Origin of the sequence: Pseudomonas sp. TKO26 (assembly GCF_003225665.1) — a bacterium.
Taxonomy (GTDB): domain Bacteria; phylum Pseudomonadota; class Gammaproteobacteria; order Pseudomonadales; family Pseudomonadaceae; genus Aquipseudomonas; species Aquipseudomonas saponiphila.
This window is the reverse complement of the sequence record NZ_QKLN01000013.1, coordinates 120,118-133,424: the sequence shown is the minus strand read 5'-3', so window position 1 is coordinate 133,424 and position 13,307 is coordinate 120,118. Positions and strand designations below refer to the sequence as shown.

Sequence of the window (13,307 nt, the reverse complement as noted above, 5' to 3'; positions counted from 1 at the left end):
GGTTGCATCAGAACAATTCTAAAAATGGGTGATGCCATGAAAGTTGTTAAATCGCTCTACTTCCAGATCCTCTGCGCGGTGTGCCTCGGGGTACTGGTGGGGCACTTCTGGGCCCAGCAAGCCATTGCCTTGAAGCCGCTGGGCGACGCCTTCATCAAGCTGATCAAGATGATGATCGCCCCGGTGGTGTTCTGCACCATCGTCACCGGCATCGCCGGCATGAGCGACAAGCGGTCCCTGGGCCGCCTGCTGAGCAAGACCATGCTGCTGTTCCTCGGCCTGACGCTGATCAGCCTGTTTATCGGCCTGGCGGCGGTCTACCTGTTCCAGCCCGGCGCGGGGATGAACATCGACCCCACCCGGCTGAACACCCAGGGCCTGTCGCAGTACACCGAGTCGGCGGCCAAGCTGGGGGTGGTGGAATTCTTCATGCACATCATCCCCGAGACTTTCATCGGCGCCTTCAATAAGGGCGAGGTATTGCCGGTGCTGTTCATCGCGGTGCTGTGCGGCTTTGCCCTGTCGTCCCTGGGCGAGCGCGGCAAACCGGTGCTGGTGGTGCTGGAGTCGGCCTCGCAGATGGTGTTCAAGATCTTCTCCTACCTGATGCGTTTTGCCCCCGTCGGTGCCTTCGGGGCCCTGGCCTTTACCGTGGGCCAGTACGGCATCACCTCCCTGGGCGCCTTGGCCAAGCTGATCATGACCCTGTATGTCGCCTGCGGCTTCTTTGTCTGCGTGGTCCTGGGGGGCATTTGCCGGGCCAACGGCTTCAGCCTGTGGAAGCTGCTGCGCTACCTGCGTGAAGAGTTCCTGGTAGTGCTCGGCACCTCGTCCACGGAGCCGGTGATGCCGCGCATGCTGGAAAAACTCCAGGCCCTGGGCTGCCGCAAGAGCGTGGTGGGGCTGGTGCTGCCAACCGGCTATTCGTTCAACCTCGACGGCACGGCGATCTACCTGTCCCTGGCGGCGATCTTCATTGCCCAGGCGTGCAACATCGACCTGAGCGCCGGGCAGGTGATCACCATGCTGGCGATCATGCTGCTGTCGTCCAAGGGCGCCGCCGGGGTCACCGGCAGCGGTTTCGTGGCCCTGGCCTCGACCCTGACAGTGATCCATGACATCCCCCTGGCCGGCCTGGCGTTGCTGATCGGCATCGATCGCTTCATGTCCGAGGCCCGGGCCTTGACCAGCCTGGCCAGCAACGCCGTGGCCACCGTGGTGATCGCCCTCTCGGAGCAGGCCTGCGACCGCCAGGTGCTGTTGCGCACGCTCAATGGCCAGCCCCTTGCGGCCCCGGCCACTGCCGCCGATGACAGCCCGGCGACCGTTCTGGCGAACAAGCTCGGCTAGACCCGCCAGGCCGCAGCGCTTTACCCCAAGTACCGACTCCACACCTGTGCCGGGCGCCCTTGATCGGGGCGTCCGGTGCTCGGGTGGCCGTGCGCCCGCGCGCCGGCCACGCTCATCATAAAAACAAGAGAATCGACTTATGCTCGCTTTACTCGGCCTCGCCATGGTGGTGGTCTTCACCGTCCTGATCATGACCAAGCGCCTGTCGCCCATTGTGGCGCTGACCCTGGTGCCCATCGTCTTCGCGGTGCTCGGCGGGTTCGCCGGCAGCACCGGCAAAATGATGCTCGACGGCCTGAAAATGGTCGCGCCGTCGGCGGCGCTGTTGCTGTTCGCCATTCTGTTTTTCGGCTTGATGATCGATTCGGGGCTGTTCGACCCGCTGATCCGCAAGATTCTCAAGCGGGTCAATGGCGACCCGACCAAGATCGCCATGGGCACCGCGCTGCTGTCGCTGGTGGTGGCCCTGGACGGTGATGGCACCACCACCTACATGATCACCTGCGCGGCCATGCTGCCGCTGTACAAGCGCATCGGCATGAACCCGATGATCCTCGCCACCATCTCCATGCTGTCGTTGAGCATCATGAGCGGCATGACCCCCTGGGGCGGGCCGGCGACCCGAGCCATCGCCGCCCTGGGCCTGGATGCCGGCGAGTACTTCGTGCCGCTGCTGCCGACCATGATCGGTGGTGCCATCTGGGTGGTGTTCACCGCCTACCTGCTGGGCCGGGCCGAACGCAAGCGCATCGGCAATACCCAGCTGCAAAGCGGCGGTGGCGACTGCTACATCAAGGCCATTCTCGAAGACACCCCGCACAAGCGGCCCAGGCTGGCCTACGTCAACCTGCTGCTGGTGATGGCGGTGATGACCGCCCTGGTGCTGGGCCTGATGCACTCGGCGGTGCTGTTCCTGATCGGTTTTGTCCTGGCCTTGATGATCAACTACCCGCAGCTGGATATTCAGAAGGAGCGCATCCTCGCCCATTCGGGCAACGCCATGACCGTGGTGCTGCTGGTGTTCGCCGCCGGGATCTTCGCCGGGATCTTCTCCGGCACCAAGATGGTCGACGCCCTGGCGCAGACCCTGGTGGACTGGATCCCGCCGTCCTGGGGCCACCTGTTCCCGCTGGTGGTGGCGCTGACCAGCATGCCGCTGACCTTCGTCCTGTCCAACGATGCCTACTACTTCGGCGTGGTGCCGATCCTGGCCAACGCGGCGGCGGCCTATGGCATCTCTCCCCTGGAGATCGCCCGCGCCTCGATCCTCGGCCAGCCGGTGCACCTGATGAGTCCGCTGGTGGCCTCGACCCTGCTGCTGGTGGGCATGGTGGATCGCGACATCGGCGACTTCCAGAAAGCCACGGTGAAGTGGGCCGTGCTGACCTCCCTGGTGATTACCGCCCTGGCCCTGCTGACCGGTGCCCTGACCCTGTTCGTCTGATTGGTTCGAAACCCTCTTTATATAGCCAGGCGCGCCTGCTTGCGGGGCGCAGGGCGAACTGCGCCTTGAATAACAACAACGAGAAGTACGACATGAGCCATCCACTGATCCGCGCAATGCTTGTTCCCGGTTTGAGCCTGTTGCCCCTGAGCCTGGTCCAGGCCGCGGGTTTCATCGACGACAGCAGCCTCAAGCTGCAACTGCGCAACGTCTATTTCAACGAGAACTTCCGTGACGAACATGGCCTCAGCGCCAAGGCTGCGCGCACCGCCAAGAGCGAGCGCACCGAATGGGCCCAGGGCTTGCTGCTCGACTATCAGTCCGGATTCACCCCCGGCACCCTGGGGTTCGGGGTCGATGCCCTGGGGCTGTGGGGCGTGCGCCTCGATTCCGGCAAGGGCCGCAGTGGCACGGGGCTGCTGCCGGTGCACGACGACGGTCGCGCCGCGAGCGAATTCGCCAGTGCCGGCGCCACGGCCAAGGTGCGGCTGGCCAAGACCACCCTCAAGTACGGCACCTTGCTGCCCAAGACCCCGGTGCTGGTCTACAACGATGCCCGCCTGTTGCCGCAGACCTATCAGGGCACCCAGCTCACCAGCACCGATATCGATGGCCTGAGCTTGACCGGCGGTTATCTGCAGCGCTTCAAACTGCGGGATTCCACCGACAGCGTGGGGCTGGTGCCCGACGGTTACAGCGGCGGCCAGTCCGGGGACTTCCGCTACGCCGGGGGCGAATACAAATGGAGCAAGTCCCTGCGCCTGAGCTATTTCCATGGCGAGCTGGAGAACTTCTATCGGCAGGACTTTGTCGGCCTGCAACATGACCTGGCGCTGGGGCAGGGGACCTTGACCAGCGATCTGCGCTATTTCCGCAGCGCCGATTCAGGCGCGGCGTTCGACGGCAAGATCGACAATCGCATGTTCAGCGGCCAATTGACCTACGCCATCGCCGGGCATTCCCTTGGCGGCGGCTATCAGCGCCTCAGTGGCGACGCCGGCTTGCCGTATATCAGCGGCGCCACGGTCTACTCCTTCAGTAACGCCGGCATCGGCAAGTTCATCGAGGAAGGCGAAAAGACCTGGATGCTCGGTTATGGCTACAACTTCGCCAGCCTGGGTGTCCCCGGCCTGACCTTCAGCTCGCGCTACCTGAGCGGCAATGACGGCAAGTCCAGGACCCGCGTCGATGAATGGGAGCGCGACAGCGAACTGGCCTATGTGCTCCAGCAGGGTGCGTTCAAGGGGCTGGGGGTGAAGCTGCGCAATTATGTGTATCGCTCCGACTACGCCCGTGGACGGGACAGCAACCGCCTCTACATCACTTACGACATTGCCCTCTGGTAGTCCGTTTACAGCGGCTTGAAGCGCCCATCCCACTGCGGATCCAGGCGCTGGATGCGCGCGGCCAGCGGCGGGTGGGTGGCGAACAGGCGCTCCAGGCGCAGTTTCACCCCCTGGTGGAAATACAGGTGGCTGTACCGGGCGGCGGCGAAGGCGCGCAGGCGTGAGCCGGCGCTGCTGCCGCCGATCTTTTTCAGCGCGCCGGCGATGCCCTGGGGGTTGCGGGTGAACTGCACCGCCGAAGCGTCGGCGAGAAACTCGCGCTGGCGGCAGATGGCGGCCTTGATCAGGTTGCCCAGCAGGCTGCCCAGGCAGCCGAACAGCCACAAGGCCAGGCCCAGCACGGCAAACACGATCTGCCAGAAGAAGCGGTGGCGGTCGCTGCCCAGGTGCTGCTTTTCGGCCTGGCGCAGCACCGCGATGCCGGCCAGGCTGAACACCAGCAGGCCGTGGATCACCGCCAGCAAGTGGGTGTTGAGGCGCATGTCGCCGTTGTGAATGTGGCTGAACTCATGGGCGACCATGCCCTGCAATTCGTCACGATCGAGGTGGGTGAGGGCGCCGCGGGTGATGCCAAGCACCGCCTGCTCGGGGGTCAAGCCGGCAGCGAAGGCGTTGATTGCGTCTTCCGGCAGTACATACACCGCCGGCATGCTGGCGCCCGAGGCCAGGGCCATTTCCTCGACGATATTGAGCAGGCGCTGTTCCTCGCGGCCCCGTGGCGAGTCATTGATCAGGCGCCCGCCCAGGTGCTCGGCGATCACCTTGCCGCCGGCCCGCAGGCGCCAGCGCTGGTACCAACTGCCGAGCACGACCACCAGCAGCATGAGCACTGCCACGACCGCGACGACGGCCCAGTTCAGCACCTTGGGCTGGCCGTACTCCTGGCTCAGCTCGCGCCACAACAGGCCCAGCCCGAGGCTGCTGAGGCTGACCAGAGTGGTCACCGCCAGGGTCATCAACAGCAGCAGTTGAAGGGTGTGGCGCCGGGCACGGGCCTGGTGTTGAAAGAACTTCATGCAAGCTTCCGGGGATCGGCGGCGGGGTTACTGGAACGACACTTTGCTGGCGTCCTGGATCTGCGCGCTATCGGCGAATTGCAGCAGCGCGGCATCGGCCCGGTGGCCGAACAGCCCGGCGAAAAACAGCGCCGGCACTTGTTGCTTGCACAGGTTGTAGTCGGTCACGGCGTCGTTGAAGGCCTGGCGCGCGTAGGCGACCTTGTTCTCGGTGCTGGTGAGTTCTTCGCTGAGCTGGGCCATGTTCTGCGAGGCCTTGAGTTCCGGGTAGGCCTCCAGGCTCAGGTGCAGGCGGTCGAGGACCTGGTCCAGGGCGCTCTGGTCCTGGCTCAGGCGGGCGATGCGTGCGCTGTCGCCGGGTTGCGCGGCGGCCGCTTGCAGGCTGTCCCGGGCATTGTTGCGCGCCTCGGCCAGGGCGGTCAGGGTCTGGCGCTCGTGCTGCAGGTAGCCCTTGACGGTTTCCAGCAGGTTGGGAATCAGGTCGTAGCGGCGCTTGAGTTGCACGTCGATCTGGGCGAAGGCATTGCGCAGGCGATTGCGCCGGGTGGTCAGGCGGTTGTAGAGGCTGGCCAGGTACAGCGCCAGAACGGCGAGCAGCACCAGGGCGACGATATCGGCGGTGGCCATGGGATGTCCTTATCGGGGCGGGGCGTGGGGGCGGCCATGGTAACGGAATATTCCCGGGCAGTGACACACCTTTGCCAGAGCGCCCGCCAGGCATTGCAACGGATCGGCAATTCTGCGAAAAAGCGCGCCGCAGTCCCGCGTCGGGGCAGGCGTTGAACGGGAGTGAAGCATGAGCGACTCATTGCAGGTGATCGATATCCAGTTGGGGGACGGCAAGGCGGTGGTCAAGGGCGCCCTGATCACCACCCAGTACCGGGGCTTTCTGGAAGACGGCAGCAGCTTCGATTCCTCCTACGATCGCGGCAAGCCGTTCCAGTGCGTGATTGGCACCGGGCGGGTGATCAAGGGCTGGGACCAGGGCCTGATGGGCATGCAAGTGGGTGGCAAGCGCAAACTGCTGGTGCCGGCGCACCTGGGCTACGGCGAGCGCAGCATGGGCGCGATCCCGCCCAACTCGAACCTGATCTTCGAGATCGAGTTGCTGGAAGTGCTGACCCGGGATGATTGAGGAGCAGGCACCCACTGCACAAGCCCGCCCGCCGTCGGCCCAATGGCACCCGCTGTTCCAGGCGGCCCTGGGCTTTTTGCGTGGGCGCCTGCTCGGCGCGGGTGGCGACGCCTAGGCCGGGCTGGCGCGTATCACTGCCCCAGGCGGTACTGGTTGTTGCCGCTGCGCTTGGCTTCGTACATTGCCAGGTCGGCGATGTGCAGCAACTGGTCCATGCGCCCGGCATGGTCGGGAAACACCGCCACGCCCAGGCTGCTGCCGATGCTGTGGCGCTGGCTGTCCACCTCCACCGGTGGCGACAGTTCATTGAAGATCTTCTCGCCGATGCGCCGGGCTTCCTCCGTCAGGTCGAGCTCCTGGGACAGGCCTTCCAGAACCACCACGAATTCGTCGCCGCCGATCCGCGCCACGGTGTCGCTGCTGCGCAGGATGCCTTGCAGGCGCCGGGCCGTGGCGCTCAGCACCCGGTCCCCGGCGGCGTGGCCGTACTGGTCGTTGATGGCCTTGAAGCCGTTGAGATCAACGAACACCAGGGCCACCCGGGTCTGGTTGTGCCGCGCCTGTTCCAGGGCCCGGGACAGGCGCTGTTCGAGCATCAGGCGATTGGGCAGGCCGGTCAGCGGGTCGAAATGGGCCAGTTGCTGCAACTGGCGGGTGGAGACTTTTTCATCGGTGATGTCGCGCACCACACCGAGCATCTTGATGGTGGTGTCGTGCACGTTCTTCACCACGTTGCCGGTTTCGCGCAGCCAGTGGATGCTGCCGTCGGGCCACACCACGCGGTATTCCTCGTCATGGTTCTCGCCGGTTTCCAGGCAGCGCAATTCGCCGGCGCGCACCCGCTCCCGGTCCTCGGGGTGTACACAGGAGCAGAACAGCTCGTAGGAGGGCACCACTTCGCCGACCTTGAACCCGAACATGCCGTAGATCGCCTCAGACCAGTACAGGCGCTGGGTGTCGACTTCCCAGTCCCAGGTGCCGATGCGTGCGAAGTACTGGCTGCGCTTGAAGCGCTCGGCATCGTTGGGCAGGCCCTCGACCCGTTTGCGATAGGCGCGCAACTGGGCCTGGGCGCGGCGCTCGCGGCGCAGCAACCACAGCGTCAGCAGGGTCAGCAACAGGGTTAGGCACAGCAGGGACCAGACAGCAATCATAAGATTCTGGACAGCATGGAAGGGTGAGTCCTGAGGGTTGATGGCACTGGGCTATGTTAATCCACGCTACAGGCCGTACAGCAGTTTTTTCTGTGGTGCCAGGCCACTCGTCGGCTGCCGAGGGGGGAACGCCCGGATCTTGGGTCTTTTTGCCTGTGGCCGGCTTGCGTCGTGCCGGTTGTGGGAGCAAGATGCGCCCCGAAATAGGTATAGGGGGTATGGGTATGTCACACACGCACGCACAGAAAGATCAACTGCTCAAGCGGGTGCGGCGCATTCTCGGGCAGCTACAGGCCGTGGAGCGCGCCCTGGAAACCGGGGCCGACTGCGGCAAGACCTTGCACCTGGTGGCGGCGACCCGTGGCGCCATCAGCGGCCTGATGGGCGAGATCATCGAGGCCCATGCCCTGGAGCATGTGGCCAATCCCGAGCTCAGCGACGCCGAGCGGGCCCGTGGCGTGGATGAGTTGCTGGAAGCCATTCGCCGTTATTCGAAATAGGAGCGGGACGATGAATCTGTCTCAGCAGGCTGCACAGTTCACCCACGAACACCAGTTTCTCGGTGCCGATCACGATGACAACGCCCGGCGCACCCTGTGGGTGGTGGTGCTGACGGTGGTGATGATGGTCGGGGAGATCGTTGCCGGTTACTTCACCGGTTCCATGGCCTTGCTGGCCGACGGGCTGCACATGGCGACGCACGCCGGAGCCCTGGGCATCGCCGCGGCGGCCTATGGTTTCGCCCGGCGCAATGCCGGCAACCGGCGTTTCAGCTTCGGCACCGGCAAGGTCGGCGATCTGGCGGGGTTCGCCTCGGCGATCATTCTCGGCCTGGTGGCCCTGGGGATTGCCGGCGAGTCTCTGCTGCGGCTGTTCCAGCCCACCACCGTGGCCTTTGCCGAGGCCACGCTGATCGCGGTGGTGGGGCTGCTGGTGAACATCCTCAGTGCCTGGCTGTTGGGCGGCGGCCATGGGCATCACGCCCACGGCCATGCCCACGGGCACCATCATGATCACGAACATCACGAACATCACGAACATCACGAACATCACGAACATCACGAACATCACGAACATCACGAACATCACGAACATCACGAACATCACGAACATCACGAACATCACGAACATCACGAACATCACCGGGGTGACAACAACATGCATTCGGCCTATGTGCATGTGCTGGCCGATGCCCTGACCTCGGTGCTGGCGATTGTCGCGCTGTTGGCCGGGCGTTACCTGGGCTGGGTCTGGCTCGATCCGGTGATGGGCCTTGTCGGCGCGCTGGTGATTGCCCGCTGGTCCTATGCGCTGATCAAGTCCAGCGCGGCGGTGTTGCTCGATACCAGCGATGAGCGCCTGGCCGAGCAGGTCCGGCGTTCGGTGGAAGAGCCGGGGGATGCGCGCATTGTCGACCTGCATGTGTGGCGGGTGGGGCCTGAGGCGCGGGCGGTGATCGTCAGCGTGGTGGCCCAGGCCTCGCTCAGTGTCGAGGCCGTGCGCGGGCGTCTGGCCGCCTTGCCCGGGCTGGCACACCTGACCCTGGAACTGCGCAGCCTCTGAGGTCGCTGGCCGGGCGTCTCAAGCGGCGCCCGAGCGGTACAGGTCCAGCAGCGAATAAACCAGACCGGCCAAGGCCACCGCCAGCAGCATCAGGCTCGACAGGCCGGTCACCTGGCGCTTGTACCTGAGCGGGAAGCCCTGGCGCGCCATCAGGATATAGGCCCCCAGCACGGCAAAATCGATCACCACCCAGACCAGCGTCAGCAGCAGCGCGCTGCGCTCGAAGGAGCGACTGACCTGGATGAACTGGGGGAAGAACGAGACAAAGAAAATGATGTCCTTGGGGTTGCCAATCCCCACCAGGAAACCGTTGGCCAGGCCCTGGCGCCCCTTGTCGGTGCGTGGCGCCGCTCCCACGGTGGGCGGGCCAAACACTTCCCGCAGTCCTTGCACGGCCAGCCAGCCGATAAAGCCGCAACCGAGCAGGCTGACGCCACTGATCAGGCGCGAATCCAGCGCCAGGCCGGTGGTCAGCATCAGCACCGCCAACAGCGCCAGCAGCAGTGACGCGGCGTTGGTGCCCAGGGCCGTCAACACGGCCTGGCGCGGCCCGGCGTTCATGCTGGTGTTGACGATCAGGGCCACCACGGGCCCCGGGGTGGCCACCAGCATCAGTACGCTCAGTGCATAGGCCAACAATAACGACAGGTTCAGGTCCACAGATAACGCCTTTCAAATCTTGTAGAGGGCTTGATCCTGAAGGCGTTACCCTGCGTTGAAAAACGCAAAAAGCTATGACCTACTATGATTATTAATCATCATGAGTGTCTTTCAATGGTCGAATCCCTGCCACCGCTCTACGCGCTGCGGGCCTTTGAAGTGGCCGCCCGGTCCAGCTCCTTTACCCGTGCCGCCGAGGAACTGTCCCTGACCCAAAGCGCCATCAGCCGGCATATCCGTACCCTGGAAAGTCAGTTCGGCTGTCGTTTGTTCGAGCGTCACGGACCCAGGCTGGTGCTCACCGAAGCCGGACAGCGCCTGGCCCGGGAGCTCAAGGTCGGTTTCCGGATCATCGAGGATGCCTGCCTGCCGCTGCGCGCCAGCCGCGGTCAGTTGCGTCTCAAGGCGCCTTCGACCCTGACCATGCGCTGGCTGCTGCGGGCCCTGGAGACGCTCAAGGGCGAGCAGCCGGAACTGGCGGTGCAACTGGCCAGCGTGTGGATGGACTTCGATCATGTGGACTTCTACGCCGAGCCCTACGACTGCGCGATTCTGCTGGGCAACGGCCACTTCGGCGCCGGGGTCGAGGCCTGCAAGCTGTTCGATGAATGGCTGATTCCCATCGGCCCGCCACAGGCTGCGCAGGGAGCGCCCTGGCCCCTTGAGCGGCTCAGGGACGCGGATCTGATCCACCCTTCGGCGGACCGCCGCGACTGGCGTCGCTGGCTGCAGGCTCAGGCGCTTGAGGATCGGGCATTGCTGGAGCCGCTGCGGCTGGAACGGGGCACCGTCTTCGACACCCTGGACCAGGCGATCAGCGCCGCCATGGCCGGGCACGGTCTGTCGATCGGCGATCTGCACCTGGTGGCGCAGGACATACGCGGCGGGCGGATCAGCCTGCCGTTCCCCAGCGCGGTGGCGTCGGGGGATGGCTACTACCTGGTGTGGCTGCGCGACAGCCCGAGCCAGGAGCGCATTGCCCGGTTGCGCGACTTTCTGCTGAGCCAGGTCACCGATATCAGCGATCTCGGCCTGCACTACCGGGGGCCTGGCAGCGCTATGCCACCGGCCTGAGGTCAGTTGAGGATGATGTAGTCGTTGCGTTGCTCGATGCCCTGGTGCGGCCCTGGCACCAGGTGCACATAGCGCCCTTGCAGCAGGTCGATCGGCAGGCAGTCGTCGACGTCGAGCAGGGCGTCGGTGTGGGCTTTGTGCCAGTGGGCCAGCATCTGCCGTTTGCCCTTGGCCTTGGCTTCGGTCTTGTCGCGGGCCACCACCAGCAGGTAGCGGTGGGCCTCGCCGAAGGTGGCCGCTTCGTAGCCGCCCAGGTTGAGGAAGTACAGGCGCGGCGCGCCCGGCCCCGGAGCCAGGGGGCTGAACTCGACCTTGTACTGCTCGACGCCGTCGACCTGCATCCATGAGTCGATATGCAAGCCCGCGGGGCTGCCGAACCAGGCCTCGCGCAACTGCGCGTAGGCCGATTCAAGGCGCTCGGCGACCACGAATTGGACGTCGTGGACTTCGATTGTCGCTTTGGGGTGCTTGCCCCCGAGCATCACCACAAACAGCATGACCCTTCCTTTTTCCAATAGCGGCTTCGGCACAGGGGGCACTTTTTACCTCAAGCGTTCGCTGGCTGCCAGCCCGTTGGCCGGCCGCCCGGCGCGTCGCTGAACAGGGGCAGGCGGCCATTGACCGAGGCCCGGTATCGCCATTGCAGGGCCAGCGCGCCCAGGTCCGGGTGCTGCATCAGGGTGCACAGCAGGCTGTGGACGATGTTCAAGGCCAGCTCCCGACCCGGGCAGCGATGGGCGCCGGCGCCGAAGCTGAAGCCCTGCTGCGCCGGATCGCTGCCGGTGATCGCGCTCAGGGCCGGGTCGTGATTGGCCGCCGCCAGCAGCACCAGCACGCTATCCCCGGCTTGCAGGTCGACCCCGAGCAAGGTGCAAGGCTCGGCCACGAAGCGGCGGGTGTTCTGCACCGGCGGGTCCAGGCGCTGCTGTTGCAGCAGCCAGTCCTGCAACTGATGGGGATCGTGCTGCAGGCGCCGGGCCAGGGCCGGGTCCGCCAGCAAGGCCAGCAGGCTGTTGCCCAGCAGCCCGGCGCAGGCGTCGTGGGTTTGTGCCAGCAGGCCCAGCAGGTTGGCTTGCAGGTCCTCGGCGGCCAGCCCGCTGCTGCGTTCGAGGATCGACCTCAGCAGCGGGCTGGGTTGTGGGTCATCAAGCACGGCCTGCATCTGCCGGAGCAAGTCTTGCGCCGCCGCGTCGGCGGCCTGCAACTGTTGTTCCGTGCTCAGGGGCGAGAAGCAGGCGACGAACTCGCCGGTGCGTCGGGCAAGCTCTTCACATTGCTCGGCAGGCACCCCCAGCAGGGCGGCCAGCAGGGCCACCGGCAGGCGCCACTGCCAGCGTTGCAGGTCGGCGGCGCACTGTGGGGCATCAAGGGCCGGGCGCCATGCGGCCAGCCAGGGCATCAGGTCGATCCCGGCCAGTGCCTGCAGCCCGGGGGCCATGGCTTGTCGCGGACAGCCGTGGCGCGGGCCGTCGTTCATTCGCATCAGGCGGGCAAAGACTTGCCCGGCGGGCCGTCCGGCGATGGCCCGGGGCACCGGCTCGTGCAGCGGCCGGACCCGGCAGGCCGGGTGGTTGAGCACGGCGGCGACCGCCGCGGCGCTGCTGGCCAGCCACAGCCCGAGGGCCGAATCGTAGGTCAGACCGCCCCGGGCACGCAGGCGCGCGTAGTAAAAGTCGTAGGGGTTGAAATGGGTAGCTGCGCTGATCGGGTCCATGATTTGTCTCTTTGTTGGGCAGAAGTCCAGGTTGGTACTATCCTCTGCCTTTCGAAGACACGATTCGTCATGGAGCGAAATATGAATGTAGTACAGAACGACCTCGGGCTATCCAACGTGGCGGCGGCCATCGCCGAGCCGGCCCGGACCCGGATGCTCTGTGCCCTGATGGACGGCCATGCCCGCACCAGCACCGAACTGGCGGCGATCGCCCAGGTCAGTACGTCCACCGCCAGCGCCCACCTGGCCAAGCTCAAGGACGCCGGTTTGCTGCGGGTGCAGGTCCAGGGACGGCACCGTTACTACGACCTCGGCGATCCACTGGTGGCCCAGGCCCTGGAGGCGCTGATGGTGATTGGCCAGGGCACCCCTTTCATTCCGCGCACCCCGGACCGCCTGCAGTTCGCCCGCACCTGCTACGACCACCTGGCGGGCACCCTGGGGGTGCAGTTGCACGACCGGATGCTCGAAGCCGGCTGGTTGCTGGCGGCCGGGGAGGGCGAGGAGTACCGGATCAGCGACAGCGGCGTCGAGTTTTTCCATGGCCTGGGTATCGAGGTGGCCGAACTTCGTGCCCTGCGCCGGCGCGTTGCCTGCCCATGCCTGGACTGGAGCATGCGTCGCCCGCACCTGGGGGGCGCCCTGGGCGCTGCGTTGCTGCGGGTATTACTGGAGCGCAAATGGCTGGTCCGCGACCTGGACAGCCGGGCCCTGACCCTGACCGGCACCGGCGGGCGCTACATCAGCAAGCGTTTCGGCATGCCGCTGATCCAGCCGTCGCGGCCGCTGTCGGCCTCGGCCAGCCTGGAGCTGCAGCAACTGGGGGGCTGAGCCCCCATGAGGACGCGGCG

At 65.5% G+C, this 13,307-nt stretch carries 15 protein-coding genes; 9 read left to right on the top strand and 6 right to left on the bottom strand.

Annotation, left to right across the window (positions count from 1 at the left end):
• Positions 1 to 24: 24 nt before the first annotated feature.
• From dctA to DNK59_RS19225, 3 genes are all read left to right on the top strand, one after another.
• Complete coding sequence (dctA, locus tag DNK59_RS19235; protein ID WP_110724211.1) at positions 25 to 1,350, top strand: C4-dicarboxylate transporter DctA; 1,326 nt, start codon at positions 25 to 27, stop codon at positions 1,348 to 1,350.
• Positions 1,351 to 1,489: 139 nt separating this feature from the next.
• The gene (locus DNK59_RS19230) at positions 1,490 to 2,794 is read left to right on the top strand and encodes a CitMHS family transporter (RefSeq protein ID WP_110724210.1); all 1,305 of its coding nucleotides are present in this window, start codon (positions 1,490 to 1,492) and stop codon (positions 2,792 to 2,794) included.
• Between the two features lie 116 nt (positions 2,795 to 2,910).
• The gene (locus DNK59_RS19225; protein ID WP_256596470.1) at positions 2,911 to 4,140 is read left to right on the top strand and encodes an OprD family porin; all 1,230 of its coding nucleotides are present in this window, start codon (positions 2,911 to 2,913) and stop codon (positions 4,138 to 4,140) included.
• Between the two features lie 5 nt (positions 4,141 to 4,145).
• On the opposite strand, the gene DNK59_RS19220 is transcribed toward DNK59_RS19225, so the two are convergent.
• Complete coding sequence (locus DNK59_RS19220; RefSeq protein ID WP_110724208.1) at positions 4,146 to 5,156, bottom strand: M48 family metallopeptidase; 1,011 nt, start codon at positions 5,154 to 5,156, stop codon at positions 4,146 to 4,148.
• Between the two features lie 27 nt (positions 5,157 to 5,183).
• On the bottom strand, positions 5,184 to 5,783 hold the full coding sequence (locus DNK59_RS19215) for a LemA family protein (RefSeq protein WP_092315511.1): 600 nt from the start codon (positions 5,781 to 5,783) through the stop codon (positions 5,184 to 5,186).
• Between the two features lie 169 nt (positions 5,784 to 5,952).
• On the opposite strand from DNK59_RS19215, the gene DNK59_RS19210 reads away from it, so the two are divergent.
• On the top strand, positions 5,953 to 6,291 hold the full coding sequence (locus DNK59_RS19210; RefSeq protein WP_092315507.1) for an FKBP-type peptidyl-prolyl cis-trans isomerase: 339 nt from the start codon (positions 5,953 to 5,955) through the stop codon (positions 6,289 to 6,291).
• On the top strand, positions 6,284 to 6,406 hold the full coding sequence (locus DNK59_RS19205) for a hypothetical protein (RefSeq protein ID WP_256596465.1): 123 nt from the start codon (positions 6,284 to 6,286) through the stop codon (positions 6,404 to 6,406). The genes DNK59_RS19210 and DNK59_RS19205 overlap by 8 nt, the downstream gene beginning before the upstream one ends.
• 16 nt (positions 6,407 to 6,422) lie before the next feature.
• On the opposite strand, the gene DNK59_RS19200 is transcribed toward DNK59_RS19205, so the two are convergent.
• On the bottom strand, positions 6,423 to 7,445 hold the full coding sequence (locus DNK59_RS19200; RefSeq protein WP_092315503.1) for a sensor domain-containing diguanylate cyclase: 1,023 nt from the start codon (positions 7,443 to 7,445) through the stop codon (positions 6,423 to 6,425).
• A gap of 224 nt (positions 7,446 to 7,669) precedes the next feature.
• On the opposite strand from DNK59_RS19200, the gene DNK59_RS19195 reads away from it, so the two are divergent.
• Together DNK59_RS19195 and dmeF are read left to right on the top strand one after the other, a co-directional pair.
• Positions 7,670 to 7,945: a metal/formaldehyde-sensitive transcriptional repressor gene (locus DNK59_RS19195; protein ID WP_092315501.1), complete on the top strand. Its 276-nt coding sequence runs from the start codon at positions 7,670 to 7,672 to the stop codon at positions 7,943 to 7,945.
• Between the two features lie 10 nt (positions 7,946 to 7,955).
• Positions 7,956 to 9,008: a CDF family Co(II)/Ni(II) efflux transporter DmeF gene (gene dmeF, locus DNK59_RS19190; RefSeq protein ID WP_110724207.1), complete on the top strand. Its 1,053-nt coding sequence runs from the start codon at positions 7,956 to 7,958 to the stop codon at positions 9,006 to 9,008.
• Between the two features lie 18 nt (positions 9,009 to 9,026).
• On the opposite strand, the gene DNK59_RS19185 is transcribed toward dmeF, so the two are convergent.
• Positions 9,027 to 9,662 (bottom strand): LysE family translocator, encoded by a 636-nt coding sequence (locus DNK59_RS19185; protein ID WP_177431270.1) that lies wholly within the window; start codon positions 9,660 to 9,662, stop codon positions 9,027 to 9,029.
• A gap of 120 nt (positions 9,663 to 9,782) precedes the next feature.
• On the opposite strand from DNK59_RS19185, the gene DNK59_RS19180 reads away from it, so the two are divergent.
• A complete protein-coding gene (locus DNK59_RS19180) occupies positions 9,783 to 10,742 on the top strand; it encodes a LysR substrate-binding domain-containing protein (RefSeq protein WP_110724205.1) in 960 nt (319 codons plus the stop codon).
• A gap of 2 nt (positions 10,743 to 10,744) precedes the next feature.
• On the opposite strand, the gene DNK59_RS19175 is transcribed toward DNK59_RS19180, so the two are convergent.
• Entirely contained in the window at positions 10,745 to 11,239 is a 495-nt protein-coding gene (locus tag DNK59_RS19175) for a DUF1543 domain-containing protein (RefSeq protein WP_092315493.1), read from the bottom strand.
• 50 nt (positions 11,240 to 11,289) lie between these two features.
• Positions 11,290 to 12,456: a cytochrome P450 gene (locus DNK59_RS19170; protein ID WP_110724204.1), complete on the bottom strand. Its 1,167-nt coding sequence runs from the start codon at positions 12,454 to 12,456 to the stop codon at positions 11,290 to 11,292.
• A gap of 81 nt (positions 12,457 to 12,537) precedes the next feature.
• Here DNK59_RS19170 and DNK59_RS19165 point away from each other — a divergent pair, with 81 nt between their 5' ends.
• Positions 12,538 to 13,287, top strand: a complete 750-nt coding sequence (locus DNK59_RS19165; RefSeq protein ID WP_110724203.1) for a helix-turn-helix transcriptional regulator — start codon at positions 12,538 to 12,540, stop codon at positions 13,285 to 13,287.
• Positions 13,288 to 13,307: the final 20 nt, after the last annotated feature.

Coding starts and splice junctions, on each gene's coding strand:
- dctA (WP_110724211.1), top strand. CDS start 25: ATGGGTGATGCCATGAAAGTTGTTAAATCGCTCTACTTCCAGATCCTC.
- DNK59_RS19230 (WP_110724210.1), top strand. CDS start 1,490: ATGCTCGCTTTACTCGGCCTCGCCATGGTGGTGGTCTTCACCGTCCTG.
- DNK59_RS19225 (WP_256596470.1), top strand. CDS start 2,911: ATGCTTGTTCCCGGTTTGAGCCTGTTGCCCCTGAGCCTGGTCCAGGCC.
- DNK59_RS19220 (WP_110724208.1), bottom strand. CDS start 5,156: ATGAAGTTCTTTCAACACCAGGCCCGTGCCCGGCGCCACACCCTTCAA.
- DNK59_RS19215 (WP_092315511.1), bottom strand. CDS start 5,783: ATGGCCACCGCCGATATCGTCGCCCTGGTGCTGCTCGCCGTTCTGGCG.
- DNK59_RS19210 (WP_092315507.1), top strand. CDS start 5,953: ATGAGCGACTCATTGCAGGTGATCGATATCCAGTTGGGGGACGGCAAG.
- DNK59_RS19205 (WP_256596465.1), top strand. CDS start 6,284: ATGATTGAGGAGCAGGCACCCACTGCACAAGCCCGCCCGCCGTCGGCC.
- DNK59_RS19200 (WP_092315503.1), bottom strand. CDS start 7,445: ATGATTGCTGTCTGGTCCCTGCTGTGCCTAACCCTGTTGCTGACCCTG.
- DNK59_RS19195 (WP_092315501.1), top strand. CDS start 7,670: ATGTCACACACGCACGCACAGAAAGATCAACTGCTCAAGCGGGTGCGG.
- dmeF (WP_110724207.1), top strand. CDS start 7,956: ATGAATCTGTCTCAGCAGGCTGCACAGTTCACCCACGAACACCAGTTT.
- DNK59_RS19180 (WP_110724205.1), top strand. CDS start 9,783: ATGGTCGAATCCCTGCCACCGCTCTACGCGCTGCGGGCCTTTGAAGTG.
- DNK59_RS19175 (WP_092315493.1), bottom strand. CDS start 11,239: ATGCTGTTTGTGGTGATGCTCGGGGGCAAGCACCCCAAAGCGACAATC.
- DNK59_RS19170 (WP_110724204.1), bottom strand. CDS start 12,456: ATGGACCCGATCAGCGCAGCTACCCATTTCAACCCCTACGACTTTTAC.
- DNK59_RS19165 (WP_110724203.1), top strand. CDS start 12,538: ATGAATGTAGTACAGAACGACCTCGGGCTATCCAACGTGGCGGCGGCC.